Annotated in this window: 26 protein-coding genes; 17 read left to right on the top strand and 9 right to left on the bottom strand. The window is 73.6% G+C overall.

All coding sequences use genetic code 11. From position 1 onward, the window contains the following. Positions 1–83 precede the first annotated feature (83 nt). Positions 84–701 (bottom strand): nucleotidyltransferase family protein, encoded by a 618-nt coding sequence (locus tag V9U70_RS17310; protein WP_419723991.1) that lies wholly within the window; start codon positions 699–701, stop codon positions 84–86. 202 nt (positions 702–903) lie between these two features. Here V9U70_RS17310 and V9U70_RS17305 point away from each other — a divergent pair, with 202 nt between their 5' ends. Continuing rightward, complete coding sequence (locus V9U70_RS17305; RefSeq protein ID WP_336676253.1) at positions 904–1,206, top strand: DUF5955 family protein; 303 nt, start codon at positions 904–906, stop codon at positions 1,204–1,206. Between the two features lie 29 nt (positions 1,207–1,235). Here V9U70_RS17305 and V9U70_RS17300 read toward each other — a convergent pair whose 3' ends face one another. Beyond that, complete coding sequence (locus V9U70_RS17300; RefSeq protein WP_336676252.1) at positions 1,236–1,871, bottom strand: response regulator transcription factor; 636 nt, start codon at positions 1,869–1,871, stop codon at positions 1,236–1,238. Then, positions 1,868–3,253 (bottom strand): sensor histidine kinase, encoded by a 1,386-nt coding sequence (locus V9U70_RS17295; RefSeq protein ID WP_336676251.1) that lies wholly within the window; start codon positions 3,251–3,253, stop codon positions 1,868–1,870. The genes V9U70_RS17300 and V9U70_RS17295 overlap by 4 nt, the downstream gene beginning before the upstream one ends. 110 nt (positions 3,254–3,363) lie before the next feature. Here V9U70_RS17295 and V9U70_RS17290 point away from each other — a divergent pair, with 110 nt between their 5' ends. After that, on the top strand, positions 3,364–4,461 hold the full coding sequence (locus tag V9U70_RS17290; RefSeq protein WP_336676249.1) for an ABC transporter permease: 1,098 nt from the start codon (positions 3,364–3,366) through the stop codon (positions 4,459–4,461). Further along, complete coding sequence (locus V9U70_RS17285; RefSeq protein WP_336676247.1) at positions 4,458–5,141, top strand: ABC transporter ATP-binding protein; 684 nt, start codon at positions 4,458–4,460, stop codon at positions 5,139–5,141. The genes V9U70_RS17290 and V9U70_RS17285 overlap by 4 nt, the downstream gene beginning before the upstream one ends. 76 nt (positions 5,142–5,217) lie before the next feature. On the opposite strand, the gene V9U70_RS17280 is transcribed toward V9U70_RS17285, so the two are convergent. After that, positions 5,218–6,018 (bottom strand): IclR family transcriptional regulator, encoded by an 801-nt coding sequence (locus V9U70_RS17280; RefSeq protein ID WP_336676245.1) that lies wholly within the window; start codon positions 6,016–6,018, stop codon positions 5,218–5,220. A gap of 356 nt (positions 6,019–6,374) precedes the next feature. Here V9U70_RS17280 and allB point away from each other — a divergent pair, with 356 nt between their 5' ends. Further along, positions 6,375–7,724 (top strand): allantoinase AllB, encoded by a 1,350-nt coding sequence (gene allB / locus V9U70_RS17275; RefSeq protein WP_336676244.1) that lies wholly within the window; start codon positions 6,375–6,377, stop codon positions 7,722–7,724. A gap of 219 nt (positions 7,725–7,943) precedes the next feature. Next, the gene (locus tag V9U70_RS17270; protein ID WP_336676242.1) at positions 7,944–8,273 is read left to right on the top strand and encodes a putative quinol monooxygenase; all 330 of its coding nucleotides are present in this window, start codon (positions 7,944–7,946) and stop codon (positions 8,271–8,273) included. Between the two features lie 25 nt (positions 8,274–8,298). Here the strand turns inward: V9U70_RS17270 and V9U70_RS17265 are convergent, their stop codons facing one another. Next, positions 8,299–9,129: an aldo/keto reductase gene (locus V9U70_RS17265; RefSeq protein WP_336676240.1), complete on the bottom strand. Its 831-nt coding sequence runs from the start codon at positions 9,127–9,129 to the stop codon at positions 8,299–8,301. A 423-nt stretch (positions 9,130–9,552) separates the two neighbouring features. Here V9U70_RS17265 and V9U70_RS17260 point away from each other — a divergent pair, with 423 nt between their 5' ends. Further along, a complete protein-coding gene (locus tag V9U70_RS17260) occupies positions 9,553–10,482 on the top strand; it encodes a DMT family transporter (protein WP_419724000.1) in 930 nt (309 codons plus the stop codon). Between the two features lie 15 nt (positions 10,483–10,497). Here the strand turns inward: V9U70_RS17260 and V9U70_RS17255 are convergent, their stop codons facing one another. After that, the gene (locus tag V9U70_RS17255) at positions 10,498–10,701 is read right to left on the bottom strand and encodes a hypothetical protein (protein WP_336676235.1); all 204 of its coding nucleotides are present in this window, start codon (positions 10,699–10,701) and stop codon (positions 10,498–10,500) included. A 147-nt stretch (positions 10,702–10,848) separates the two neighbouring features. Between V9U70_RS17255 and V9U70_RS17250 the strand changes: the two genes are divergently transcribed. Beyond that, a complete protein-coding gene (locus V9U70_RS17250) occupies positions 10,849–12,069 on the top strand; it encodes a sensor histidine kinase (protein ID WP_336676233.1) in 1,221 nt (406 codons plus the stop codon). A 202-nt stretch (positions 12,070–12,271) separates the two neighbouring features. Next, positions 12,272–13,021, top strand: a complete 750-nt coding sequence (locus V9U70_RS17245) for a response regulator transcription factor (protein WP_336676231.1) — start codon at positions 12,272–12,274, stop codon at positions 13,019–13,021. A gap of 59 nt (positions 13,022–13,080) precedes the next feature. Here the strand turns inward: V9U70_RS17245 and V9U70_RS17240 are convergent, their stop codons facing one another. Continuing rightward, entirely contained in the window at positions 13,081–14,097 is a 1,017-nt protein-coding gene (locus V9U70_RS17240; RefSeq protein ID WP_336676229.1) for a Gfo/Idh/MocA family protein, read from the bottom strand. 216 nt (positions 14,098–14,313) lie between these two features. On the opposite strand from V9U70_RS17240, the gene V9U70_RS17235 reads away from it, so the two are divergent. The 6 genes from V9U70_RS17235 (at position 14,314) to V9U70_RS17210 (ending at position 20,176) form a co-directional block, all read left to right on the top strand. Beyond that, a complete protein-coding gene (locus V9U70_RS17235; protein ID WP_336676227.1) occupies positions 14,314–15,072 on the top strand; it encodes a GntR family transcriptional regulator in 759 nt (252 codons plus the stop codon). Positions 15,073–15,302: 230 nt separating this feature from the next. Continuing rightward, positions 15,303–16,313, top strand: coding sequence for a sugar ABC transporter substrate-binding protein (locus V9U70_RS17230; protein ID WP_473828701.1), 1,011 nt, complete (start codon positions 15,303–15,305; stop codon positions 16,311–16,313). Continuing rightward, positions 16,310–17,356, top strand: a complete 1,047-nt coding sequence (locus V9U70_RS17225; protein WP_336676224.1) for an ABC transporter permease — start codon at positions 16,310–16,312, stop codon at positions 17,354–17,356. Before V9U70_RS17230 ends, V9U70_RS17225 begins: the two co-directional genes overlap by 4 nt. Then, the gene (locus V9U70_RS17220) at positions 17,353–18,198 is read left to right on the top strand and encodes an ATP-binding cassette domain-containing protein (RefSeq protein ID WP_336676222.1); all 846 of its coding nucleotides are present in this window, start codon (positions 17,353–17,355) and stop codon (positions 18,196–18,198) included. The genes V9U70_RS17225 and V9U70_RS17220 overlap by 4 nt, the downstream gene beginning before the upstream one ends. A 146-nt stretch (positions 18,199–18,344) precedes the next feature. Beyond that, positions 18,345–19,511, top strand: a complete 1,167-nt coding sequence (locus tag V9U70_RS17215; protein ID WP_336676220.1) for an ROK family glucokinase — start codon at positions 18,345–18,347, stop codon at positions 19,509–19,511. A 68-nt stretch (positions 19,512–19,579) separates the two neighbouring features. After that, the gene (locus V9U70_RS17210) at positions 19,580–20,176 is read left to right on the top strand and encodes a hypothetical protein (protein WP_336676218.1); all 597 of its coding nucleotides are present in this window, start codon (positions 19,580–19,582) and stop codon (positions 20,174–20,176) included. 236 nt (positions 20,177–20,412) lie between these two features. On the opposite strand, the gene V9U70_RS17205 is transcribed toward V9U70_RS17210, so the two are convergent. After that, positions 20,413–21,462 carry a hypothetical protein gene (locus V9U70_RS17205; protein WP_336676217.1) on the bottom strand — a complete coding sequence of 350 codons (1,050 nt, stop codon included), beginning with the start codon at positions 21,460–21,462 and terminating at the stop codon, positions 20,413–20,415. A gap of 370 nt (positions 21,463–21,832) precedes the next feature. On the opposite strand from V9U70_RS17205, the gene V9U70_RS17200 reads away from it, so the two are divergent. Continuing rightward, positions 21,833–22,411 (top strand): maltokinase N-terminal cap-like domain-containing protein, encoded by a 579-nt coding sequence (locus V9U70_RS17200; protein WP_336676215.1) that lies wholly within the window; start codon positions 21,833–21,835, stop codon positions 22,409–22,411. A 277-nt stretch (positions 22,412–22,688) separates the two neighbouring features. On the opposite strand, the gene V9U70_RS17195 is transcribed toward V9U70_RS17200, so the two are convergent. Then, positions 22,689–23,069: a winged helix-turn-helix transcriptional regulator gene (locus V9U70_RS17195; protein WP_336676214.1), complete on the bottom strand. Its 381-nt coding sequence runs from the start codon at positions 23,067–23,069 to the stop codon at positions 22,689–22,691. Positions 23,070–23,213: 144 nt separating this feature from the next. Between V9U70_RS17195 and V9U70_RS17190 the strand changes: the two genes are divergently transcribed. Together V9U70_RS17190 and V9U70_RS17185 are read left to right on the top strand one after the other, a co-directional pair. After that, a complete protein-coding gene (locus tag V9U70_RS17190; RefSeq protein ID WP_336676213.1) occupies positions 23,214–23,621 on the top strand; it encodes a RidA family protein in 408 nt (135 codons plus the stop codon). A gap of 187 nt (positions 23,622–23,808) precedes the next feature. Continuing rightward, on the top strand, positions 23,809–25,902 hold the full coding sequence (locus V9U70_RS17185; protein WP_336676212.1) for a SpoIIE family protein phosphatase: 2,094 nt from the start codon (positions 23,809–23,811) through the stop codon (positions 25,900–25,902). Positions 25,903–25,912 lie beyond the last annotated feature (10 nt).

Below are 25,912 nucleotides of genomic sequence, written 5' to 3'. Positions count from 1 at the left end.
CAATGGTTTGTTGATGTCGAGATTCTCCGGGTCGACAGAAACGGCGGGCGGCGGCGCAGCGTGCCGACGCGGCCGCACACCGTTCACTCCAGGCGCCTCAGGTCCTGCGCGGTGTCGATGTCGTACGCCTGAGCCACATCGGAACACTCCACGAGCGTGATCGCATCGCGGTGCTCCCGCAGATACGCCCGCGCCCCCTGGTCGCCCACCGCTCCGGCCGCCGCATCCGCCCAGCGGGCCGCCCCGAACAACACGGGGTGACCCCGCCTGCCGCCGTACGAAGCCGCCACCAGGTCCGTCCGGGATCGGTGCGCCGAACGCACCCGGGCCACCGCTTCCGCGCCGATGCCCGGCTGGTCCACCAGCAGGACGAGCGCCGCGTCGGCGTGCGAGCCGGTCAGCGCGGCCAGCCCCAGCCGCAGCGAGGACCCCATGCCCTCCTCCCAGCCGGGGTTCACCGTCACCGCGCAGTCCGTGAGATCGGCGCGGGCGCACACCTCGTCGGCCGCCGCGCCCAGCACCACGTGCAGCGGCCCGCAGCCCCCGTCGCGCAGGGAGCGCACGGCGTGCTCGACGAGCGGGCGGCCCCGGTGCTTCAGCAACGCCTTGGGGCGGCCGCCGAGCCGGCGCCCCCCTCCCGCGGCCAGCAGCACCCCCGCGACCTCGGGGTTCCTCGTGTCGGCGGTCATGTCCTCAGTCATGGGGTCTGGATACCACCTGGCCGTTCGCACACGCGACATCCATGTCACCCGCAGGGGTCACCCCGATTTCTGTCCGTGGAGTGGCGCGCACTGCCTGTTATGACGTTAACTTGCCTGCGAGCCCGGGGACTTGGCCACGGACCCGGTGCGGGGAGGGACAGCGGCACAACGGTGTGCGAGGGGGAGTGCTGTGTTGCGAAGCGTGGGACAGAAGCGGGTCACCGGCAGCGGCGAGGACCCGAGAGTGGCCGGGCTGCGCACGGCCGTCTCCCGGCTCCGCCGGGAACTGGCCGCCCATCCCGCCGATTTCCCGGACCGGCCGATCGCCGAGGACGAGCTGGCCGCGCTGGACGCCATGGCCCTCGGCGGTGTGCCCGAGATCCCCCGGCTGCGCCGCTCACTGCTGCTGATCGCCGGGGCGATCGGTTCGGTCAGCGCTCTGGCCGCCGCCCTGCGCGAGGTGCGCAACGCGGTCGACCTCTTCGGGGAGCCGCCGCGCGGGTGATCCGGCGGACGCGGCCCGGGTGGGCCGCGTCAGCGGCGGATGAGCCTGCGCGCCGTGGCCGCCGCGACCGCCGACGTACGCGAGTCGACGCCCAGCTTCGCGTAGATGTGCACCAGGTGGGACTTGACCGTGGCCTGGCTCAGGAACAGCCTCTTGCTGATGTGGAGGTTCGACAGGCCCTCCCCGACCAGCTGGAGCACCTCCAGCTCCCGCCTGGTCAACGCCTCTGCCGGGGTGCGCATCCGGTCCATCAGCCGGTGCGCCACCGAGGGCGCGAGCGCTGAGTGGCCCGCCGCCGCCGTGCGCACCGCCGCCGCCAGCTCCTGTGGCGGCGCGTCCTTGAGCAGATAACCGCTCGCCCCCGCCTCGACGGCCGCCAGGATGTCCGCGTCGGAGTCGTACGTGGTGAGGATCAGCACCCGGGGAGCGTCCGGCCCCGCCGAGATCGCCGCCGTGGCCTCGGAGCCGTGCATCCCCGCGCCGAACTGGAGGTCCATCAGGACGACGTCGACGCCACCCGCCGCCGCCAGGGCCACCGCCTCCTCCGCGGTCGCGGCTTCGCCGACCACCTGGAAGCCCGGTTCGGTGTCCAGCACCGCGCGCAGCCCCGCCCGGACGACCGGGTGGTCGTCGGCGAGCAGCAGCCGGACGGTGTCCCCGCTCACGCGGCGCTCTCCCGATCCGCGGCGGGCAGGGGCAGAGTGACGGCCACGGCCGTGCCCTGGCCCGGCGCCGACTCGACGCTCAGCACCCCGCCGAGCGCCCCGGCCCGGGAGCGCATGGCCGGCAGTCCGAAACCCCCGTCGCCGCGTCCGGCCCCGGGAGCCCGCGCCGGATCGAAGCCCCGTCCGTCGTCCACGACGTCCAACGCCACCGCGGTGTCCATGAAGCTGAGGGTGACCTCCACCCGACCGGCCCGCGCATGGCGCTCCGTGTTGGCCAGGGCCGACTGGGCCGTCCGCAACAACGCCACCTCGTAGGGGGTCGGCAGCTCCACTGGGACGCCGCTGACCGCGAACCGCACGGCGAGCCCCGGCGCGCTCGTCCTGGCGCAGAGCCGCTCCAGCGCGGCGGCCAGCGAACCGTCTTCCAGATCCGGCGGGGCCAGGGCGCGCACGAAGGAACGGGCCTCGGCCAGATTCGCCTGCGCGGCCTCGCGGGCGGCCCGGACGTGTCCCGTGGCCGGGTCCCCTTCGGGCAGCGAGCGCTCGGCGGCGCGCAGCAGCAACTGGATGCTGGACAACCCCTGGGCGAGGGTGTCGTGGATCTCCCGCGCCAGGCGCTCCCGCTCGGCGAGGGCGCCCGCCGTACGCTCCGCGGCGGCCAGCTCCGCCCGGGTGGCGACCAACTCCACGATCAGCGCGCGCCGCCGCTCGCTCTCGCGGGACAGCGCGTCGTACCCGAGGACCGTGGCCACGGCGACCGCCGCGCCGAGCAGTGGCCCGATGACCGCACCGGGCGCGATCTCCTGCCGGTGCACGACGAAGCTGGTGATCGCGGCGGCCGCGGTGACCGCCACGGTGGGCAGGGCCCAGCGTGCCGGCAGCAGGTGGAGCTGGAGGAAGTAGAGCGGGAAGGCCGCCCACAGGGCGTCCGGCGAGAGTACGAGCAGCGCGCCCCACACCGAGCAGAGGCCGGCCAGCCACAGCGCCCCGGCCCGGCTCCCGAGGCGCGGCGCGAGCCCGGCGAGCGCCCGGCCCTGGCTCCTCCCAGGGGCGGCGTCCGCCTCGCCGCCCGCCGGCCGGGCCGGGGTGGTCTCGCCCTTGCCGCCGCCCGCCCGGCCGAGCGGCGGGGCGGCCCCGTCCGCGCCTCCGGACAGGGCCGGCGCCGGACGCCGGCCGGCCCTGGCTTCCGGCCGCCGGGACCCGGCGTACACCCCCGCCGCGTACACCCCCGCCATCAGCGCCGCCAGCGCCACAATCGCTCCGGCGTGGGGTGCGCCCTGGCCCAGGGCGCGCAGGGCGGCGAGCGCCAACAGCCCTGTCAACAGCCCGTGCAGGCAGAGCCGCAGGGCGACGGTGACGTGGGTGTGCGATGGCGAATCCATTGTCCGTCCAGCGTAGCGGCGGCCTTCCCGGGCACGGTCAACCGAAGGGTTGATGTCGGGCCCGTCCGCCGCGCGATGTTCCCGCTCCCGGGCCGGGCCACGCTGGGACCATGTTCGTCGCATGGAGAGACCTTCGGTCCGCCAGGGGCCGGTTCGCCCTCATGGGGTCCGTCGTGGTGCTGATCACGCTGCTCGTGGGCTTGTTGTCCGGTCTGACGGCCGGCCTGGCGCGGGAGAACACCTCGGCCGTCATCGGGCTGGACGCGGACCATATCGCCTTCGCCGCCCCACCGGACGGGCAGGCGGTGTCGTTCGCCGACTCGACGGTCCGCGAGGACGCCTGGCGGGCCTGGGGCGCGCGGCCCGGAATCGAGGCCGCGCAGCCGCTCGGCATCCGGACCCTGAACGTGACCGCCGCAGGCGACCGGACGGCCGCGGTGTCCGCCTTCGGTGTCGAGCCGGACGGCACACTCGCCCCGGGCGGCCGGGGGGCGGCCGGGCTCGCCCCCGGCCAGGTGGTGCTCTCCGAGCAGGCGGCGAAGGAGCTCGGCGTCGCCGCCGGCGACCGCGTCGCGCTCGGCCGGGCGGAGCGCGAGGTCGCCGCCGTGGCGGGGGACGCTTCCTACAGTCACACGCCTGTCGTCTGGACCACCCTCGACGACTGGCAGCACGTCGGCCAGGGCGGCGCGGGGCCAGGGGAAGCGGCGACCGTGATCGCCCTGACCACCACCGGCGGCGCCGATCTCGTGGCCGGGGACGAGGCGGCGGGCACCCGCACACTGGCCCTGGACGACGCCCTCACCGCGATCGGCTCCTACCAGGCGGAGAACGGCTCGCTGCAACTGATGCGCGGCTTCCTGTTCGCCATCTCCGCGCTCGTCATCGGCGCGTTCTTCACCGTCTGGACGATTCAGCGCAGCGGCGACGTCGCCGTGCTGAAGGCGCTCGGCGCGTCGACGCCGTACCTGCTGCGCGACGCCCTCGGGCAGGCCGTGGTGGTGCTCGCCCTCGGTACGGGGCTGGGCGCCGCCCTCGCCGTCGGCGCCGGGGCCTTGATCGGCGGGGGTGCGGCGCCGTTCGTCCTGGACGCGCCCACCGTCCTCGTCCCGGCTGCCGTCATGATCGCCCTCGGCATCCTCGGCGCGGCCCTGTCCGTCCGACGCATCACCGCCGTCGACCCGCTCACCGCACTCGGGAGTGCCCGATGACACTCACCCTGACCGACGTCACCCTCACCTACCCGGACGGCGAGGGCCGGCTCACCGCTCTGGACCGCGTATCGCTGGACGTGCCCGCCGGCACGCTCACCGCCGTCGTCGGGCGCTCCGGCTCGGGCAAGTCCAGCCTCCTCGCGGCGGCCGCCACCCTGGTCACCCCGGATTCCGGAGAGGTCGTCGTGGCCGGTACCCGGACCGCGGATCTGGGTCGGGCGGGGCGGGCGGCGCTGCGCCGGGAGCACATCGGCATCGTCTTCCAACAGCCCAACCTGCTGCCCTCGCTCACCGCGGCCGAGCAGCTCCAGGTGATGCGGCACCTGTCGGGCGGCTCCGCCAGAGGGGCCCGCCGCCAGGCCCTGGAGCTGCTGGACGCGGTCGGACTCGCGGACCGCGCTGACCGGCGGCCGCACCAGCTGTCGGGCGGCCAGCGCCAGCGGATCACCATCGCGCGGGCTCTGATGAACGAGCCCAAGGTGCTCCTCGTCGACGAACCGACCAGCGCGCTCGACCACGAGCGGGGCGCGGCCGTGCTCGATCTGCTGGTCTCCCTGACCCGGCAGCGCGCCACCGCCACGGTTCTGGTCACGCACGACCTCACGCACCTGGACCGGGTGGACCGGACGGTGCGGATGGACGACGGGCGGCTGGCGGGGGCCCCGGCGGCGCCCTGAGCTGGGCCAGGAGGCCGGGAGGGCAAGAGGCCGGGGCCCAGGGGCCAAAGGCGGTAGGCCTCCCGGCCGGCCGGGCTCAGCCGGTCGGGCCGCTGCTCGTCAGCGCGCCCGACAGCTCCTGCGCGACCTGCTGGAGAATCGGCACGATCCGCTCCGTCGCCGCCTCCGTCACCCGTCCCGCCGGGCCCGAGATGGAGATCGCGGCCGAGGTGGGGCTGTTCGGCACGGAGACCGCCAGGCAGCGCACCCCGATCTCCTGCTCGCTGTCGTCCACCGCGTACCCGGCCCCCCGCACCTGCTCCAGAGCCTCGAGGAAGCCCTCCGGCGTGGTGATGGTCTTCTCCGTCGCGGCCGGCATGCCGGTACGCGTCAGGAGCGCGCGGACCTCGTCGGCGGGGGTGTCGGCGAGCAGCGCCTTGCCCACGCCGGTGGAGTGGGGGAGCACCCGACGGCCGACCTCGGTGAACATGCGCATCGAGTGTTTGGAGGGCACCTGGGCGACGTACACGATCTCGTCCCCGTCCAGCAACGCCATGTTCGCCGTCTCACCGGTCTCCTCCACCAGGCGCTGGAGGTAGGGGCGTGCCCAGGTGCCCAGCAGCCGGGAGGCGGACTCGCCGAGCCGGATCAGCCGGGGGCCGAGTGCGTAACGGCGGTTGGGCTGCTGGCGGACGTAGCCGCAGACGACCAGGGTGCGCATCAGCCGGTGAATGGTGGGCAGGGGCAGCCCGCTGCTCGCGGAGAGCTCGCTCAGCCCCACCTCGCCCCCGGCGTCGGCCATCCGCTCCAGCAGATCGAAGGCACGCTCGAGGGACTGCACCCCGCCGCTGGCACCGGAGGGCTTGGAGTCGGCTGTGCTGGCGTGGGACGGCGGCACGTCAACGGTCCTTTCGAAGCGGAAGGCAAGTCAGCAGCCTACCGGGCGGTCCTCGATCGGCCCACCGCCGACCGGTCGGCGTCCGTGCCGGTCAGGGCCTGTTTTGTCCGGGTGCAGACGATCCGTCGGGCGGTTCGGCGCTGCGTGTTCTGGCCCATGCTACGTTCCGTTGTTCGGAATATGTATTTTACTTTGTGGAATTCTCCCATAGGCCCGTGCTGGGGTCCGACAGGTCCGGGGAGCGGCCCGGCGGGCTTCGAGGGGGTGGCGGCGGGGGTTGACGGTGGGTCCTCCCGGGTGAAGACTCCACCGAAACTTCAACAGTTCGTTGAATTCCTGGAGGGAAGGAGCAACAGGTGTCCGGTACGGACGTGAACCTGCTACTGCGCTCGTCGCGCGTCGTCACCCCCGAGGGCACCCGCCCCGCGACGGTCGCCGTCGCGGGCGGGACCATCGACGCGGTCCTGCCGTACGACACCGCCGTGCCCCCGGGCGCCCGGCTGGAGGAGCTCGGCGACGACGTCCTGCTGCCCGGCCTCGTCGACACCCACGTCCATGTGAACGACCCCGGACGCACCGAGTGGGAAGGCTTCTTCACGGCCACCCGGGCGGCGGCGGCGGGCGGCATCACCACGCTTCTGGACATGCCGCTCAACTCCCTCCCGCCGACCACCACCGTCGAGCACCTGCGGATCAAGCAGCAGGTCGCGGCCCCCAAGGCGCACGTCGACACGGGCTTCTGGGGCGGCGCGATCCCTTCCAACACCAAGGACCTGCGCCCGCTGCACGAGGCCGGCGTCTTCGGCTTCAAGTGCTTCCTGTCGCCCTCGGGCGTCGAGGAGTTCCCGGAGCTGGACCAGGAGCAGCTGGCCCGCGCGATGGCGGAGATCGCCGGCTTCGGCGGGCTGCTCATCGTGCACGCCGAGGACCCGCACCACCTGGCCGAGGCCCCGCAGCGCCCCGGCCCCGCCTACGCGGACTTCCTCGCCTCCCGCCCCCGCGACGCCGAGAACACCGCGATCGAGGGCCTCATCGCGCACGCCAAGCGGCTCGACGCGCGAGTCCACGTCCTGCACCTGTCCTCCGGCGACGCCCTGCCGCTGATCGCCGCCGCCCGGCGTGAGGGCGTCCGCGTCACGGTCGAGTCCTGCCCGCACTTCCTCACCCTCACCGCGGAGGAGGTGCCGGACGGGGCGACCGAGTTCAAGTGCTGCCCGCCCATCCGTGAGGCCGCCAACCAGGACGCCCTGTGGGCCGGGCTCGCCGACGGCACCATCGACGCGATCGTCTCCGACCACTCGCCCTGTACCACGGACCTGAAGACCCCGGACTTCGCCTCTGCCTGGGGTGGAATCTCCTCCCTCCAGCTCGGCCTGCCCGCCATCTGGACCGAGGCCCGCAGGCGCGGCCACTCGCTGGACGACGTGGCCCGCTGGATGTCCGCGGCCCCGGCGGAGCTGGCCGGGCTCTCCCGCAAGGGGGCCATCGAGGCCGGCCGGGACGCCGACTTCGCGGTCCTCGCGCCCGAGGCCGTCTTCACCGTCGACCCCGCCGAGCTCTTCCACCGCAACCAGGTCACCGCCTACGCCGGGAAGACCCTGCACGGCGTGGTCCGCTCCAGTTGGCTGCGCGGCGTCCGCATCGCCGCGGACGGCGTCCTGGCCGAACCCGCCGGCCGCCTCCTCGAAAGGGACGCCCGGCCGTGACGGGCGGCACCGTGCGGCCGCGCCGCACCGGTGACGCCGTCCGGGCCGGGACCGGGCGCTGCGGGGCCGAAGAGGGCGAGGCCCACCCGGTGCGGGCCGCCCGGCGCCACGGTGTGCCGGGCCGGCCCGGTCGAGTGAGGGCATGTCACCCTGGTCGGGGTGCGGCGAGCGCTCGCAGGCGCGGCGCCGCACTGCCCGACCTACCGACCAGGAGCCCCCATGATCTTCATCGCCGTCAAGTTCACCGCCCTGCCCGCCGAGCGTGACAACTGGCTCCCCGCACTGGCGGACTTCACCGCCGCCACCCGCGCCGAGCCCGGCAACCTCTTCTTCGACTGGTCCCGCAGCGTGGAGAACCCGGACGAGTTCGTGCTGCTGGAGGCGTTCGCCGACGCGGAGGCGGGGGAGGCGCACGTCAACTCCGGCCACTTCCGCGCGGCCATCGAGACGATGTCGGAGCTGGTGGCCGAGGTCCCCGAGATCATCAACGTCGAGGCGGAGGGCGAGGGCTGGTCCCGGATGGCGGAGGTCACTCCGCGCAACCGGTGACCGCTGGCCGCGCCGGGCAGGGCGTTCAGAACTCCTCGTGCGTCTCCGGGTCGCCGCCGAAGCGCCGTCGCGCCCCGGACGTGATCGTCGCCATCTCCTGAGCCGTCAGCTCGAACCCGAACAGATCGAGGTTCTCGCGCCGGCGCCCCGGATCGGCCGACTTCGGGATCGGCACCGCGCCCAGCTGGGTGTGCCAGCGCAGGACCACCTGGCCGGGGGCCACCCCGTGGTCCCTCGCGACGGCCACCGTCGAGGGGTCCTCCAGCACCTCGCGGCCGCGGGCGAGCGGGCTCCAGCTCTCCGTGACGATGCCCTTCGACGCGTGAACCGCCCGCAGCTCCTCCTGGGGGAGCAGCGGATGCATCTCGACCTGGTTCACCGAGGGCAGCACGCCGGTCTCCCTCTCCAGCCGCTCCAGGTGTCCGGCGGTGAAGTTGGAGACGCCGATGGAGCGGACCAGGCCGTCCTCACGCAGTTTGATCATCGCCTTCCAGGTCTCCGTGTACCGGTCGACGCGGGGCAGCGGCCAGTGGATCAGGTACAGGTCGACGTACTCGACGCCCAGACGGGCCCGCGACTGCTCGAACGAGGCGAGCGTCTCCTCGTACCCCTGGTGCCGGCCGGGCGCCTTCGTGGTGACGAGGACCTCCTCGCGCGGGACGCCGCTGCGGGCGATGCCCCGGCCGACGCCGGTCTCGTTGCCGTAGTTGACGGCGGTGTCGACCAGCCGGTAGCCGAGTTCCAGGGCCCCGGCGACGGCCTCCTCCGCTGCGGCGTCGTCCATCGGGTAGGTGCCGAGCCCCACCGCCGGGAGCGCGGTGCCGTCGTTGAGCGCGTGTACCGGTGTGCCGGGCATGGTCCGCCCCGTCCTTCCCGTCGCTGTCCCCGTCCCGGCCAGCGTAGAGGCGCGGCCGTGGCGCGGCAGCTCGACGCGGCCCCCGCCAGGCGGCGGCGTGGTCGGCCGACCCGCCTGCCCCACGACCAACTGCCGGGTCTGGTTCCCGCGCACGACCCGCCCGTGCGCCCTTGCCGACGAAAGTGACCACTCCGTGCCTCAGGGGTACCGGGATGTCAGTCCAGGGAGTTCTGTCGCGGCCGACCGGCCCCTCGCTGCCTGCCGGATCGCCTCGACCGTCCCTGACCACGGGTGATGCTGCGGGTCCATCCGACCGTCGAGACGGGTGTTCCTTTCCCGGGGGCCCGGCGGGTAGCGTGATCGCTCCGCGTGCGAGCCGGTGAGGTCTCCACAACACGGTCCGTGGAGATCCAGGAGAACCAGGTGTCCGTCGTCGCCGCGCCCGCCCTCGCACCCCCACGCCGCGCCTGGGCGACCGATCTGCCCGTGCTGGCGGTGGCCGTCGTCTGGGGCGCCAGCTACCTGGCGGCCAAGGGCATCACCACCGCCCACACCGTCATCGCCGTGCTCGTCCTGCGGTTCGCGATCGTGCTGCCGGTGCTCGTGGTGACCGGGTGGCGCAGGCTGCGGGCGCTGACCGGCGCGCAGTGGCGGGGGGCCGGGCTGCTGGGCCTGGTGCTGAGCGGGATCTTCCTGCTGGAGACGTACGGGGTGGTGCACACCTCCGCCACCAACGCCGGGCTGATCATCAGCCTGACGATGATCTTCACGCCCCTGGCAGAGGCCGCCGTGACCCGCGTCCGCCCGTCGGCCGGATGCGTCGCCGCGGCCGGGCTCTCCGTCACCGGTGTGGTCCTGCTGACCCAGGGCGGCGGGTTCACCAGCCCCTCCGGCGGTGACCTCCTGATGCTTCTCGCGGCCCTCGCCCGGACCGTCCACGTCCTGGCCATGGCCAGGATCAAGGCGGTCCAGGACGCCGACTCGCTGTCCCTGACCACGGTCCAGCTCGGCAGCGCGGTCGCCGTCTTCGCCGTTCTCGCCGCCGTTCCCGGAACCGGCGCCTCGCCGTGGAGCGCGGCGGCGGACTTCGGCGCCCGGGAATGGGCGGGCCTGGTCTTCCTCTCGGTGTTCTGCACGCTGTTCGCGTTCTTCGTGCAGATGTGGTCCGTCCGCCGCACCTCGCCGTCCCGGGTCAGCCTGCTGCTCGGTACGGAACCACTGTGGGCCGCGGCCGTCGGCATCAGCCTCGGCGGGGAACGGCTCGGGGCGCTCGGTGCGGCCGGGGCGGTCCTTGTCCTGGCGGGCACCGCCTGGGGCCGGCGCGGCGCCGACCGGGAGCGTGCCGGGGCGTGAGCCGGGCCGCCGCGGTCAGGTCTTGACCGCGTCCGCGGCGATCATCACGGCCACCCCTGTCACGAGCAGCACGATGTGGACGAACAGCCCGCGGTCGCTGAGGAAGCCGACGTGCCGCACCACCGTCCACAGCCGGAACCAACCGGTCCACTCGTACAGCAGGCCGCCGACGCCCTGGAGGAAGACGAGGAACCCGATCGTCTCGACGCTACTCTTCATGGACCGACCCTCCCGCCCGACCCGCGCCCTCCGCATCGCCCACCGGTCCCCGTCCGCCGCGACCAAAGCAGCCAGGTCGTGCGACTTTGGTCGCACCCGTGCCGCTCGGAGCGGCTCCGGGCCGACCGGCTGCGTAACTTTGCCGACATGACGCCCACCGAGTACCGCTGGCTCCTCCCCTCGGCGATGGCCGGGGCCGAGCTGCCGGGCGACCGGGCCAGGTCGCGGCGGACCGTGCGGGACTGGGCCGTGGACATCGCGGCCTTCCTCTGCGCCGCGTTCGCCGGCATGCTGACCGTCGCCGCCATCGACGCCGACCCGACCACCCCGGACGCGGTCGTCTTCGTCGACTCGGTGGCCGGCGCGGCGGCCTGCTGTGCGCTCTGGCTCCGGCGACGGTGGCCCGTCGGACTCGCGGCGGCCCTGACCGCGGTATGCGTCGTGGAGCCCGTCGCGGCCGGCGCCCTGATGGTCGCCCTGTTCAGCCTGGCCGTGCACCGCCCCTTCAAGCCCGTCGCGATCGTCGGGGCGGCCGCACTGATCGTCACGCCCCTCCAGCCCTCCCTGCGCCCCGACCCCGGGACCAGCTTGATGGCCTCGACCGTCATCGGGCTCCTGCTCGTCCTGCTGGCGCTCAGCTGGGGCATGGCCGTACGGTCGCGGCGACAGCTCGTCGTCAGCCTCCGCGAGCGCGCCCGCCGGGCCGAGGCCGAGGCGGAACTCCGCGCCGAAGGGGCCCAGCGCCTGGCCCGTGAGGCCATCGCCCGCGAGATGCACGACGTCCTGGCCCACCGCTTGACACTGCTCAGCGTGCACGCCGGGGCTCTGGAATTCCGGCCCGACGCCCCCGCGGCGGAGGTCGCCCGGGCCGCCGGGGTCATCCGGGACAGTGCCCACGAGGCGCTTCAGGACCTCCGCGAGATCATCGGCGTCCTGCGGGGCCCCGGGGACTCCGGCGAGGGGGAGCGGCCGCAGCCCACCCTCGCCACCCTGGGCGACCTCATCGCCGAGTCGCGGCTCGCCGGCATGCGGGTCGTGGTCGACAACCGGGTCGCCGCCCCCGGGGACGCCCCCGCCGCGACCGGCCGCACGGTCTACCGCATCGCCCAGGAGGGACTGACCAACGCCCGCAAGCACGCCCCCGGCGCCGAGGTCACCGTCCTCGTGACCGGCGGCCCCGGCCGCGGGCTCGGCATCGAGGTCCGCAACCCGGCCCCGACCGAGCCCTTCGAGCGCGTCCCCGGCTCGGGCCAGGGGCTCATCGGCCTCACCGAGCGCGCCACGCTCGCCGGGGGCGAGCTGGACCACGGCCCGACGGACGGCGGCGGCTTCGCGCTCCGGGCCCGGCTGCCGTGGCCCCCCGCGTGACGTACGGCGCGGGCGTCCGCCGGAGGGCGCCCGGGGAACGGGGCGACATGACCGCCGCCCACCGCCCGCCCTCTCCGCCGCACGAGGCCCGCCCCCGGACACGCCGCCGTGCGTGTGCATCGCACGCGGCCCCCCGTGGGCGGCCTCGACCGGTCAGGCCCGCCGTACGCGCCCCTCCGGCCGGCTGGCTACGGTGGCTGTCATGAGCACTCCGCCGTCTCCGGCGCCCCCGGCACCCTCCCCGCCCCCGGCCGGCCGGCCCGTGCGGCTGTTGATCGTCGACGACGACCCGTTGGTCCGGGCCGGACTGACGCTGATGCTGGGCGGGGACGACGGCATCGACATCGTGGGGGAGGGCGCGGACGGCCACGAGGTCGCGGAGCTCGTCGAACGGCTGCGACCCGATGTCGTCCTGATGGACCTCCGGATGCCGGGCATGGACGGGCTCACCGCGACAGAACGTCTGCGCAGCCGCCCGGCGGCCCCCGAAGTCATCGTCCTGACCACCTTCCACGCCGACGAGCACGTGCTCCGGGCCATCCGCGCCGGAGCCGCCGGTTTCGTCCTGAAGGACACGCCACCGGCCCGGATCGTCGAGTCGGTCCGTCGGGTCGCCGCAGGCGATCCGGTCCTCTCGCCCGCCGTCACCCGGCAGCTGATGGACAGGGCCGCGGGAGGTGGGCGGGACGACCGGGCCGGCCGCGCCGAACGCGCACGCACGCGGTTCGGTGAACTCGCCGAACGGGAGCAGGAGGTCGCCGTCGCCGTCGGACGAGGGGCGTCCAACGCGCAGATCGCCGGCTCGCTGTACTTGAGCGTGGCCACGGTCAAGACCCACGTCTCGCGGATTCTCGCCAAGCTCGGGCTCGACAACCGGGTGCAGATCGCCCTGTTGGTGCACGACGCGGGCCTGCTCGACACGGACCAGGAGGGCGGGGGCTGCCTGCGCTGACGGGGGCGGGCACGGAACGGTGGAGGGGCCGGCCGCCATGAGGGGCGCCCGGGCCCGGATCAGCCGCAGGGGACCTCGGCCAGCGCGACCGGCCGGCGTTCGCGGCGCGACACCTCGCAGGCCTCGGCGATCCGCAGGGCGTGCAGGGCCTCCCGCCCGTCGCACGGATTGGCCAGCTCGCCGCGGGCGACGCGCAGGAAGGCGTCCACCTCCGCCTCGTACGCCGGAGCGAACCGCTCCAGAAAGCCAGGCCAGGGCTTCGCCGGTGCGCCGGGGCCCGCCGGCTCGGCCGAGGTGAGCGGCGTACGGTCGTCGAGGCCGACGGCGATCTGGCCCAGCTCCCCCGCCAGCTCCATCCGCACGTCGTACCCCGCGCCGTTGCACCGGGTCGCGGTCGCGGTGGCGAGAGTCCCGTCGTCCAGGGTGAGCAGGGCGGCGGCGGTGGCCACGTCGCCCGCCTCCCGGAATATCGCGGGCCCTGCGTCCGAGCCGGTGGCGTAGACCTCGGTGACCTCGCGGCCCGTCACCCAGCGCAGGGCGTCGAAGTCGTGGACGAGGCAGTCGCGGTACAGCCCGCCGGAGAGCGGCAGGTAGGCGGCGGGCGGCGGGGCGGGGTCCGAGGTGACGGTCCGCACTGTGTGCAGCCGCCCGAGCCCGCCCTCCCGTACGGCCGTCCTCGCCCGGCCGTACCCGGCGTCGAAGCGCCGCATGAATCCCAGTTGCAGGACGCTGCCCGCCGCCTCGACCTCCGCCAGCGCGGCCAGCGTGCCGGGCAGGTCCAGGGCGATCGGTTTCTCGCAGAACGCGGGCATCCCGGCGCGGGCGGCGCGTGCGATGTAGCTCGCGTGGGCCGAGGTGGCCGAACAGATCACCACGGCGTCGGGCGGCCCTCCCGCCGCCTCGCCCGTGAACAGCGCGTCCGCGGTGACGGCCGAGCCACCCGTCCGCGCGGCGGCCGCGGCCGCCCGCCCGGGGTCCGCGTCCGCCAGCAGCAGGCCGTCCACGGCGGGGTGGCGGCTCAGCACCTCCGCGTGGAACGTACCGATCCGTCCCGTTCCGATCAGTCCGATGCGCATGACCCCCAAGGTGGTGCTCGCCCGGTCGTCATGTCAAGCGTTTGTCCTGACAAATGACGTCCGCGCCTCGTGCGGCATGCCGTGGCGAAGAAGGATGGCGGCGCCCTGCCCGGCATCCCACTGGGCAGGGCGGCGCCGCGCGTGATCCCGCGGGGAGAGCGGCCCGGCGTCCGTTACGCCATGGCTTTGTCCGGACAAGCGAACTACGCTCGCCCCGTGACCGAAAGAGGAAACGATCAGCCGCTGCCGCTGAGCGTGGACCGCACCAGCCCGGTGCCGCTCTACTTCCAGCTGGCGCGGCAGCTGGAGGCCGCCGTCGAACAGGGGCGCCTGGCCCCCGGCACTCTGCTCGGCAACGAGATCGACCTGGCCCACCGCCTCGGTCTGTCCCGGCCCACCGTCCGCCAGGCCATCCAGTCCCTGGTCGACAAGGGGCTGATGGTGCGCCGCCGGGGCGTCGGCACCCAGGTCGTCCACAGCCAGGTCCGCCGCCCCCTGGAGCTCAGCTCGCTCTACGACGACCTGGAGACGGCCGGCCAGCGCCCCGGCACCCTGGTGCTGCGCAACGCGGTGGAACCGGCCGGCGCCGAGGCCGCCGCGGCCCTCGGCGTCCCCGAGGGAAGCGAGGTGCACGCCGTCGAGCGGCTGCGCAGCGCGCACGGCGAACCGGTGGCCCTCCTTCGCAACCACCTGCCTCTCGGGCTCCTCCCGCTCCCCACCGGCGAGCTGGAGGAGACCGGGCTGTACCGGCTGATGCGGGCCGCGGGCATCACCCTGCACAGCGCCCGCCAGTCCGTCGGCGCGCGCGCCGCCGCCCAGGCCGAGGCGCGGCTCCTGGAGGAGCACGCGGGCGCCCCGCTGCTGACGATGGAACGCACCACGTACGACGACACCGGCCGCGCGGTCGAATTCGGCTCGCACGTCTACCGGGCCGGTCGGTACGCCTTCGAGTTCCAGCTTCTCGTACGCCCCTGAGCCCGTCGGACGGGCTGATGCGCCGACGGCGCACGGAGGGGCCGAAGCCGGGCATTGACATGGACATGAGTCAGGGGTAGGACTCCCCTCACCGGGGCACGCGCCCCTGCTTCGGCCCTGCCCGGCGAGGGCGGGCGGGGCTCGGGGATACTTGGGCAGCCGGGCCGGGACTCCACACTCCTCGGCCCCGTCAAGCAGCACAGCGAGCAGCAGTAGAAGGGCACGGCGTCGTGGCAAGGGTTCGGACAGGGGTACGCGTCATGGGCGCCGTGCTGGCAGTGGTGCTGGGCGCCTCCCTCACGGGATGCAGCAGCACCGGCGGCAAGCGGGCGGAGGAGCGCGCGGCCGCCGAGGCCGGGGGGCGCTCCGCGGTCGACACGCCGCGCTGGACCTTCGCCATGGTGACCCACTCGGGCGACGGCGACACCTTCTGGGACATCGTCCAGAAGGGCGCCGAACAGGCGGCGGTCAAGGACAACATCAACTTCCTCTACTCCCACGACGCCGAGGCCCAGCAGCAGGCCCAGCTCGTCCAGACCGCGATCGACAAGAAGGTCGACGGGCTGATCGTCTCGCTCGCCAAGCCGGACGCGATGAAGGCCGTGGTCGCCAAGGCCGTCAAGGCGGGCATCCCGGTCATCACCGTGAACTCGGGCTCAGCGGAGTCCAAGGAGTTCGGCGCGCTGGCCCACATCGGCCAGGACGAGACGATCGCCGGCGAGGCGGTCGGCGACGAGCTCGACGCCCGCGGCCGCGAGAAGGCCCTCTGCATCCTGCACGAGCAGGGCAACGTGGGCCACGAGCAGCGCTGCGCCGGGGCGAAGAAGACCTTCGACGGCACGATGCAGAACCTCTACGTCGACGGCACCAACATGCCCGACGTCACGGCTTCCATCGAGGCGAAGCTCCAGTCGGACCGGAGCATCGACGCGGTCGTCACCCTCGGCGCCCCCTTCGCGGACGCCGCAGTCCAGGCCAAGCAGACCGCGGGCAGCAAGGCGGAGATCGACACCTTCGACCTGAACGCCAAGGTCGCCGCCGGCCTCCAGGACGGGAGGCTCGGCTTCGCCGTCGACCAGCAGCCCTACCTCCAGGGCTACGAGGCCGTCGACCTGCTCTGGCTCCACCGCTACAACCGCAACGTCCTCGGTGGCGGCCTGCCCGTGCTGACCGGTCCGCAGATCATCACCGCCGACGACGCGAAAGCGCTGGCCGACTACGCCCGGCGGGGCACCCGATGAGCGGCGCCACCGCGGCCCCCGAGCGGGCGGACGAGCGGCTGGTGAGCACCTCACCGCTGCGCAAGCTGCTCGGCCGCCCCGAGCTGGGGTCGGTCGTCGGCGCGGCGGCCGTCTTCGTCTTCTTCGCGATCGTCGCCGACAGCTTCCTTCAGGCCTCCAGCTTCGGCACCGTGCTGTACGCGGCCTCCACCCTCGGCATCATGGCCGCCCCGGTCGCCCTGCTGATGATCGGCGGCGAGTTCGACCTCTCCGCCGGGGTGATGGTGACCAGCTCCGCGCTGATCTCCTCGATGTTCAGCTACCAGATGACGGCCAACGTGTGGGTGGGCGTTTTCGTGTCACTGCTGGTCACCCTGGCCATCGGTGCGTTCAACGGCTTCATGCTGACCCGCACCCGACTGCCGAGTTTCATCATCACGCTCGGCACCTTCCTGATGCTGACCGGTCTCAACCTCGGTTTCACCAAACTGATCAGCGGAACCGTCTCCACCAAGGCCATCGGCGACATGGAGGGCTTCGACTCGGCCCGCGCGCTGTTCGCCTCGACGCTCACCCTCGGCGGCGTCGAGTTCAAGGTGACGATCCTGTGGTGGGCGGCGCTCGTCGCGGTCGCCACCTGGGTCCTGCTCCGCACCCGCTTCGGCAACTGGATCTTCGCCGTCGGCGGTGAGGCCGACGCCGCCCGCGCGGTCGGCGTCCCGGTCGTCCGCACCAAGATCGGGCTCTACCTGGGCGTCGCCTTCGGCGCCTGGGTCTCCGGTCAGCACCTGCTGTTCAGCTACGACGTCGTCCAGTCCGGCGAGGGCGTCGGCAACGAACTGACGTTCATCATCGCCGCCGTCATCGGCGGCTGCCTGATCACCGGCGGCTACGGCTCAGCGATCGGCTCCGCGGTCGGCGCGATCATCTTCGGCATGACCAGCAAGGGCATCGTGTACGCCGAGTGGAACCCGGACTGGTTCAAGTTCTTCCTGGGAGCGATGCTGCTCCTGGCCACCCTGCTCAACGCGTGGGTGCGCAAGCGCGCGGAGGCGACGTCATGACGGCCACCCCTGAGGTCCCGGCCGGCCCGCTGGTCGAGCTGGCCGACGTAGCCAAGTACTACGGCAACATCAAGGCCCTGGAACACGTCTCGCTGGAGGTGCACGCCGGACAGATCACCTGCGTGCTCGGCGACAACGGAGCCGGCAAGTCCACCCTCATCAAGATCATCGCGGGGCTGCACCGGCACGACTCCGGGCGCTTCCTGATCGAGGGGGAGGAGACCTCGCTCGCCAACCCGCGCGACGCCCTGGACCGGGGCATCGCCACCGTCTACCAGGACCTCGCCGTCGTCCCGCTCATGCCGGTGTGGCGGAACTTCTTCCTCGGCTCCGAACCGACCACCGGAGTCGGGCCCTTCAAGCGCCTCGACGTCCGGCTGATGCGCGAGACGACCCGCGCCGAGCTGCTGCGCATGGGCATCGACCTGCGCGACGTCGACCAGCCCATCGGGACGCTGTCCGGCGGAGAGCGCCAGTGCGTGGCCATCGCCCGCGCCGTCCACTTCGGCGCGAAGGTCCTCGTCCTGGACGAGCCGACCGCCGCCCTCGGGGTCAAGCAGTCCGGCGTGGTCCTCAAGTACGTGGCGGCCGCCCGCGACGCCGGCCTCGGCGTGGTCCTCATCACGCACAATCCGCACCACGCCTACCTCGTCGGCGACCGCTTCGTCCTGCTCAAGCGCGGCTCGATGTCCGGCAGCCACACCAAGGACGACGTCACGCTGGACGAGCTGACCCGGCAGATGGCGGGCGGCAGCGAGCTGGAGGAGCTGAGCCACGAGCTGGAGCGCGGCCCCGCGCCCCTCCGCCCCGGCGGCCGCCCGGCCGACGAGGGCGCCCCCTGACCCGGGCCCGCCCCGGGGCCCGACCCGGCCCGGCCGACCCCGCCCAACGGTCCCCGGGGCCCGGCAGTGGCAGAATCGAGCGCGGCGGGCGCCGTCCGCCGCCGGCCGCCGCTGCCGACCGGCTCCTCCAATCCCCCCAAGGGACGATGAGCACGTACCGCGACTTCGCCCACCGCGGCTCCGCCCGCGCCACCGTCCTCAAGACCGTGGGCACCAAGGAGCGCCGCTCCCACCTCACCGCGCCCCGCGTCCCCACCGTCGGGATCGACATCGGCGGCACCAAGGTGATGGCAGGCGTCGTCGACGCCGACGGCAACATCCTGGAACAGCTGCGCACCGAGACGCCCGACAAGTCCAAGAGCCCCAAGGTCGTCGAGGACACCATCGTCGAGCTGGTCCTGGACCTCTCCGACCGGCACGACGTGCACGCCGTCGGCATCGGCGCGGCGGGCTGGGTCGACGCCGACCGCTCCAAGGTCCTGTTCGCCCCGCACCTCGCCTGGCGCGACGAGCCCCTGCGCGACGCCATCGCCTCCCGCCTCGTCGTCCCCGTCATGGTCGACAACGACGCCAACACGGCGGCCTGGGCGGAGTGGCGCTTCGGTGCCGGCCGCGGCGAGGACCACCTCGTCATGATCACCCTCGGCACGGGCATCGGCGGCGCGATCCTGGAGGACGGCCAGGTCAAACGCGGCAAGTACGGCGTCGCCGGTGAGTTCGGCCACATGCAGGTCGTCCCCTCCGGCCACCGCTGCCCCTGCGGCAACCGCGGCTGCTGGGAGCAGTACAGCTCCGGCAACGCCCTGGTCCGCGAGGCAAGGGAGCTGGCCGCCGCCGACTCCCCGGTCGCCCACTACCTGCTGGACCGGGTGAAGGGCCAGATCCCCGACATCACCGGTCCGCTCATCACCGAACTGGCCCGTGAGGGCGACGCGATGTGCATCGAGCTGCTCCAGGACATCGGCCAGTGGCTCGGTGTCGGCATCGCCAACCTGGCCGCCGCGCTCGACCCGTCCTGCTTCGTCATCGGAGGCGGCGTCAGCGCCGCCGACGACCTCCTCATCGGCCCTGCACGGGACGCCTTCAAGCGCCACCTCACCGGCCGCGGCTACCGCCCGGAGGCCAGGATCGCGAAGGCGCAGCTCGGCCCGGAGGCGGGTATGGTCGGCGCCGCGGACCTGGCCCGGCTGGTCGCGCGCCGGTTCCGCCGGGCCAACAGGCGGCGCGTCGAGCGGTACGAGCGGTACGCCCAGATCTACGACCAGGCGGCGAGCACGCTGCGCAACACGCGGTCAGCCCGCGTCATCGACTGAAACCCGGTCGCCCGCCCGGCGTCCCTCCCCGTACGCCATGACCGCAGCACCTGAAGGGTCACCTGATCATGACCGAAGCCGAGCACCCCGTGGTGCAGCACCAGTCGGAGCCCTCCGGCGACGGTGGGGGCAAGCCGCCCGAGGACCGCTGGCGCGTGTTCAGACGGCGGTTCATCACCGCCACGATCATCGTGCTGCTGATCGGCATCCCGGCGGGCTACCTGCTGATCTCGGCCGGCCAGAGCCGCCGCTCCGGCAAGGACAAGGAGGCAGAGGCGGCCGCCCAGGGCCTCCGCGAGGACTGGCCCTCCCGCATGCAGCGCCGGATCTTCGAGATCCCTATCCCCGGCAACGCCACCGGCGTCCAGTACTACGAGACCAACAACTGGAAGGCCAGCCGGATGTACGCGAAGTTCCGCACGACCTCCGCCGGCCTCGATCGCTTCCTGACCGGCGTGGGCACCGGACGCGCGGCCCTGGAACCCGGCCGGGTCTCCATCGGGGAGCGGGACGTCAAGATCACCGGCTGGTACTTCGGCCCGGACCAGCACTGGGCCGGCACCACGCACCGCAACGAGAAACCCCGTCCCACCCAGGACATCACGGTCAACATGACGGACCCGGCCAGTCCGGTCGTCTACGTCGTATCGGCGGCGACCCCCTGAGCCCGGGGTCTCCCGGCTTCGGCTGCGACGGTCGACGGCAGGCTCCAGCAGGGCCCTGCCGGACGGCGCCGGCGGCCTGCGAGGGCGCGGGGCCCCGTCGGACCGGCGTGGGCGGGTTCTTCCGCCCCTGACCTACCGTGCGGAGGACCGGCCGTGGGCTCCCCGAGCGCGGCGGACATCGGCGTTCGCCCGTAACCGGCACCCCGACGACGGGGTGTCGCCTGCCGCAAGGGGCGTCAGGAGCGGTCGGCGGTCGCACAGCCTTTGCCCATGGCCGTGTCGTCGCCCGTGTCGATCGGCTCGCTGCGGTCGTACGGGTCGACCCGGCGATCTTGGGTGGCGGGCTGCCCGGCGGCCGTGCCGAAGGGCGGCACGAAGTAGCCGGTCGGGCCGGAGCAGCCGCCGTTGGTCATGTGGAGCGTGTACGAGAGAAGGGACATCGTGCCCGGCTCCGTGACGACCTCGGCCGGATCGTCCCAGCTCATCACCACCTCGCGCCGCACGATGGTACGGACGACCTCGGCATCGCGCCCGCCGTCGGCCGCAGGGGCGACCGGGTAGACGAAGGTGACGTCCGCCGTCACCTCGACCGCCCCCCGCCCGCCCTCCCGGTACGTGAGCCGGCCGCGCGTCTTGACCACGTCCCCGACCAGCCGGGCCTGATCCGGCCGGAAGCGGCTGAACAGGAGCAGCGGATCGGTGCGCTCCGTGGGCGCCGTCGACGACAGGGCCGTACGGAAATACTCCTGGACGTCCTTCTGGTGCGGGTTCACCTGCGCGATCGCCTTCGTGGGCCGCTCACCGCGCAGCACCCGGGGATCGAGCCCCGAGGCCACCAGGAAGTCCCGGCTCTGCCGCAGTGCCCGCTCGACCTGGGCGGCTTCCATCCAGCCGGTGGCCTTGGCAGGCGGCACCGTGATACCCGCCGCTCCGTCGGCCCAGTGGGCGGCTGGCGAGCCCCGGAAGGGCTCCGAGACGGTCGGGCGCAGCCTCGGCTCGGCGTCGGGCGCCTCGCGCGGGCGTAGTGACTCGGCGGCCGACGGCGCCGCGTCCTGCCCGCTGTCGTCACCCTCGAACCAGCCGACGACCTGCTGCGGGAAGAGCGCCACGGCCAGGAGGGCCACGGCCGCCGCCAGCCCGGTCATGTACCAGCCGGTCCTGCGCCGGGGCCGGGCCGGTGAGTATGTCCGCCAGCCGTCCGGCGGCCCGGGACTCTCGCGCAGCCGCCGCTCCACCGCGCGGGCGCGCGCCGACGGCTCCACGGGGGCTCCGGCAGAGCCCGCCATCGATTCACGGAGGAACCGCTCCCACTCGTCTTCGGACGCGGACGACCCGCCTCGCCCCCCAGCCCCGCTCACGCCGCACTCCCGCTCTCTGTCATCCGCTGACGTCCCACGGCTCGTCGGCGCGATCGCTCGGCCGCCGGACCGGTCGGTTGCGCACCGGCCCATCGAGAGCCGCCCGTATGATCGCATGAGCGAGCCGTCGGCCCCGCAGGGCGGTCGCCGTGCGGCGGCTTCCCGTCGTGCGGGGGCAGGGAACGGGGACAGGAGCCCGGCGGGGCCACTCGCTGCGGCGCGAAAGCGTCGTCGTTTCCCGGAGGTTCGGCCCGCCCTGTCGGAGAGCGGGCCCAGATCCGCACATGAGGGAGTTCGCATGGCATACGTCCACCGCACCACCATGGAGCCCACCAAGCTGGAGCTGCTCACCGGCTGGCTGCCGCGGCAGAGCTGGTACGCGGGCGACGCGGAAGGGCCGGAGCTGGTTCAGGCCGGCGGGTTCCGCCTGGACGATCCTCAGGGCGCGGTCGGCATCGAGTTCATGGTCGTGGTGGACTCCGCCGCGCGGGAGCCGGTGGCGTACCTGACACCGATGAGCTACCGCGGTGCGGCGCTGGAAGGCGCCCCTGAAGAGGCGCTGATCGGCACCTCCGAGCACGGCGTGCTCGGCACCCGGTGGGTCTACGACGGCGTCCACGACCCGGTGGTGACGGCGCAGCTGCGGGCTCTCCTGCGGGGCGAGGCGCTGCCGCAGCACCAGAGCGAGAGCGACACCCCCGACCCGACCGTCACCGTGCACGGAACCACCCTTGAGGACGGGTTCGACGTTCAGCTCACCCGCGTCCTGCGGCCGGGCACGTCCGAGGGGACGGCGTCCGCGCACCTCGTCGCCGGGTGGACCTGGCCCGACGGAACGGCCGCCCGAGGAGTGTTCGCCACCCTCGCGCTGCGGTAGGAGGCCGGCGGGCACGGCAGGGACGGGCCGACGGCGGCCAAGGGTGGGGTGCCCGGGCCGTACGGCGGCGTCCGGGCCGTGCTCGCGGGGCGGGCGGTCGCGCGGGCTCGCGCACCGGCTCGGCGACGTCACACCGCGTCCGCACCGGTGTCTTCGAGCCGGTGCGTCGTGAAGGCACGCCAGCTCGCGCTCCGGCTCGCTTAGGCGATGACCTTCCGGCCGCCGCCCGGGGCGCCGGCGGACGCGCTCGGCGGCCCGCTGCGGGCGGTCGCTCCTCTCAGCCGTCGAACCGCTGCCGGGAGGCCTCGATGTGCCCGAGGTGCCGCTGGGTCCAGGCGCACATGCCGTCGACGGTCGCGCGCAGGGCGCGGCCCGGTTCTGTGAGGGCGTAGTCGACCCGGGGCGGGACGGTGGGGTGCACGGTCCGCTCGACCAGGCCGTTGCGTTCCAGCATGCGCAGGTTCTGGGAGAGCATCTTGTGGCTGATGCCCTCGACGCCGTCACGAAGGCGCGTGAAGCGCAGGGTGTCGTCGCCGAGGGCCTCGATGATGAGCAGCGCCCACTTGTTGGCGACGTCCGAGAAGATCTCCCGTGCCAGAGAGTCCGCCCGTCGCAGATCCACTCCGTCGGATGTGTCCTTCAACTGCTTGGTAACCACCAGGTTCCCCTGTCACCGAAAAGTGCGTTCTTCCACGTCAACGCCCACTCTCTTATGGTTTCTCAGTAACCACAAGAGACCGGTGACACCCCCGGTCGGCACGAGCGAGCCCCCGTGGGCTCCCCTGGCAAGGAGACGCACAGCATGGCCATCACCCTGGTGAACCCCGCGGGACTGCCGACGGTCGACGCCTACCGGCAGGTGTCGGTCGCGACCGGTAGGCGGCTGGTCTCGGTCGCCGGACAGGTCTCCGTCGACGCGCGGGGAGGCACGGTCGGCGCGGGCGACCTCGCCGCCCAGGTGGAGCAGAGCTACCTCAACGCCGCTACCGCCCTGGCCGCGGTCGGCGCCTCCTTCGACGACGTCACGAGACTGACCGTGTACGTCGTCGACTGGACCCCCGACAAGATGCCGCTGTTCCTGGACGGGGTCTCCCGCGCCGCCGCGAGGCTGGGCGTCACCCCGGCCGCCCCGGGCACTCTGCTGGGCGTCGCGGCGTTGGCCTCGCCCGACTACCTGGTCGAGGTGGAGGTCACCGCCGCCCTCGACTGAACCGCCCTCCGAGCACGCGAGGGCGGTCCGGGGGCCGGGCCTTCGGGCCTTGACGCCGTGCTCCAGGGCCCCGGCTCCCTCGTCCTCCAGGATGCCCCCGGAGCCGCCGGGGGCGCAGCATGGAGAAAAGCGTTCCGTCGGCGGTGCCGGGCACGATGCCGGGGCGGGGGAGTGGAGGGAGCATGCGATGGCCCATGACGCGCCTTCTGAAGCCGACGGCTCCGAGACCGCGGAGTTCGGAGCCGTCGCGGGCCGGGGGGCGCGAGGGGGGCTGCTGGACTTCCTGAACGTCGCAGCGGTCGTGGTGGACGCTGAGGGCAAGGTCGTCCTGTGGAGCCCGCAGGCCACGGACACGTTCGGGTACACGGCACGGGAGGCGCTGGGGCAGTACGCGGCGCGGCTGCTGCTCAGCGACGAGAACCGGGGCCGGGCGACAGAGCTGTTCGCCGGGGTGATGGCCACCGGACGGAGCTGGTCCGGGGTGTTCCCCGTCCGGCGCCGGGACGGATCGACGCGGCTGGTGGAGTTCCGCAACGTACGGCTGCTGGACGACCTCGGGGACGTGTACGCGCTGGGGATCGCCGTCGACCGGACGACGCTCCACGAAGTGGAGAACCGGCTGGCCCTGTCGGAGCAGCTGGTGTCACAGGCCCCGGTGGGGTTCGCCCTGCTGGACACCGATCTCCGCTACCGGCTGGTCAATCCCGCGCTGGAACGGATCAACGGGCTGCCGGCCGCCGAGCACCTCGGCAGACGCCCCCGCGACATTCACCCCTACGGCGGAGCGGAGGCGGTCGAAGAGGCGATGCGGCGCGTGCTGGCGACGGGCACGCCGCTCGTCGACCAGTACGTCGTGAGCCGCACCCGGGCGCATCCCGACGACGATCACGCGTGGTCCGTGTCGTACTACCGGATCGTCGGGCCCGCTGGGCGAGTCGTCGGCGTGGCGTCCTCGGTCATCGACGTCACCGAGCGCCACACGGTGGCAGCGGAGGCCGAGCGGGCCCGAAGACGGCTCGCGCTGATCGCGGACGCCTCCGCCCGGATCGGCACGACCCTCGGGGTCGTGCAGACCGCCCGGGAGCTCGCGGAAGTCGCGGTCCCGGATCTCGCGGACGTGACCGCGGTCGACGTCCTGGACGACGTGCTGTCCTGTCGCACCTCACCGGCGCACCCGGAAGGCCCCGAGCTGTTCCGGGCGCTCGCCGTCGCCTCCGCCGTCCCCCTCGACATCGCCGCTGCCGCCGACCCGGTCGGCGAGGTCTCCGCCTACGGTCCCGACCGGCTGATCACGCGCTGTGTGCGCACCGGCGAGCCCGTCCTCGTGGCCCACTGCGACGACCAGGACCTGCTGCGCATCGCCCGCGACCCGCAGGCCGCCGACCGCCTGGCCCGTGTCGGCGCGCACTCCTACCTCGCGGTCCCCCTGATCGCCAGGAACGAGGTCATCGGCGCCTTCGACCTCCTGAGAGCCCGCAACCCCGCGCCCTTCGACGCGGACGACGTCCTGCTCGCCCGCGAACTGGCCGGCCGGGCGGCCATCGCCATCGACAACGCCCGGTGGCACCAGAACGTACGGACCGCCGCGGAGACCCTCCAGCGCAGCCTGCTGCCACCCGCCTCGCCGCAACGGCCCGGCCTGAAGATCGCCTCCCTGTACCGGCCGGCCCTGGCGGCCAACGAGGTCGGGGGCGACTGGTACGACGTCATCCCCCTCGCCGACGACAAGACCGCCCTCGTCATCGGCGACGTCATGGGCAACGGCATCGACGCCGCCGCCGCCATGGGGCAGCTGCGCACCGCCGCTCGCGCCTACGCCGCTCTGGACCTGCCCCCGGACGAGGTCCTGCGCCACCTCGACCAGCTCACGCAGGGCCTGGAGCACTACATCGCCACCTGTCTCTACACCACGTACGACCCCCGCACCGAGCAGTGCCGCATCGCCAACGCCGGACACCTCCCCCCGGTCCTCACCCGCGCAGGGCGCCGGCCCGAACTGCTCCACCCGCCCACCGGAGCGCCCCTCGGCGTCGGTGGTGTCGACTTCGACACGACCGCCCTCTCCCTGCACCCCGGTGACCAGCTTCTCCTCTACACCGACGGCCTCGTAGAAACCCGCGGCGACCCCATCGACGAGCGCCTGAGCCTCCTTCTGCGCATCCTCGGGGCCGCGACCCCGCCCCACGACGCCACCTGCGCCCGGCTCGTCGACACCATGCGTCAGCCGGACGACCCCGACGACGTGGCCCTGCTGCTCGTCGAGGCCTGCCGGGGCGGCTGAGGCGGTGGTG

It is taken from the genome of Streptomyces pratensis, from assembly GCF_037137275.1.
Taxonomy (GTDB): Bacteria; Actinomycetota; Actinomycetes; order Streptomycetales; family Streptomycetaceae; genus Streptomyces; species Streptomyces pratensis_B.
This window is presented reverse-complemented; position numbering and strand designations above follow the sequence as displayed.

Coding starts and splice junctions, on each gene's coding strand:
- V9U70_RS17225 (WP_336676224.1), top strand. CDS start 16,310: ATGAGCGGCGCCACCGCGGCCCCCGAGCGGGCGGACGAGCGGCTGGTG.
- V9U70_RS17185 (WP_336676212.1), top strand. CDS start 23,809: ATGGCCCATGACGCGCCTTCTGAAGCCGACGGCTCCGAGACCGCGGAG.
- V9U70_RS17270 (WP_336676242.1), top strand. CDS start 7,944: ATGATCTTCATCGCCGTCAAGTTCACCGCCCTGCCCGCCGAGCGTGAC.
- V9U70_RS17220 (WP_336676222.1), top strand. CDS start 17,353: ATGACGGCCACCCCTGAGGTCCCGGCCGGCCCGCTGGTCGAGCTGGCC.
- V9U70_RS17265 (WP_336676240.1), bottom strand. CDS start 9,129: ATGCCCGGCACACCGGTACACGCGCTCAACGACGGCACCGCGCTCCCG.
- V9U70_RS17310 (WP_419723991.1), bottom strand. CDS start 701: ATGACTGAGGACATGACCGCCGACACGAGGAACCCCGAGGTCGCGGGG.
- V9U70_RS17285 (WP_336676247.1), top strand. CDS start 4,458: ATGACACTCACCCTGACCGACGTCACCCTCACCTACCCGGACGGCGAG.
- V9U70_RS17245 (WP_336676231.1), top strand. CDS start 12,272: ATGAGCACTCCGCCGTCTCCGGCGCCCCCGGCACCCTCCCCGCCCCCG.
- V9U70_RS17200 (WP_336676215.1), top strand. CDS start 21,833: ATGGCATACGTCCACCGCACCACCATGGAGCCCACCAAGCTGGAGCTG.
- V9U70_RS17215 (WP_336676220.1), top strand. CDS start 18,345: ATGAGCACGTACCGCGACTTCGCCCACCGCGGCTCCGCCCGCGCCACC.
- V9U70_RS17250 (WP_336676233.1), top strand. CDS start 10,849: ATGACGCCCACCGAGTACCGCTGGCTCCTCCCCTCGGCGATGGCCGGG.
- V9U70_RS17190 (WP_336676213.1), top strand. CDS start 23,214: ATGGCCATCACCCTGGTGAACCCCGCGGGACTGCCGACGGTCGACGCC.
- V9U70_RS17205 (WP_336676217.1), bottom strand. CDS start 21,462: ATGGCGGGCTCTGCCGGAGCCCCCGTGGAGCCGTCGGCGCGCGCCCGC.
- V9U70_RS17255 (WP_336676235.1), bottom strand. CDS start 10,701: ATGAAGAGTAGCGTCGAGACGATCGGGTTCCTCGTCTTCCTCCAGGGC.
- V9U70_RS17290 (WP_336676249.1), top strand. CDS start 3,364: ATGTTCGTCGCATGGAGAGACCTTCGGTCCGCCAGGGGCCGGTTCGCC.
- V9U70_RS17210 (WP_336676218.1), top strand. CDS start 19,580: ATGACCGAAGCCGAGCACCCCGTGGTGCAGCACCAGTCGGAGCCCTCC.
- V9U70_RS17295 (WP_336676251.1), bottom strand. CDS start 3,253: ATGGATTCGCCATCGCACACCCACGTCACCGTCGCCCTGCGGCTCTGC.
- V9U70_RS17240 (WP_336676229.1), bottom strand. CDS start 14,097: ATGCGCATCGGACTGATCGGAACGGGACGGATCGGTACGTTCCACGCG.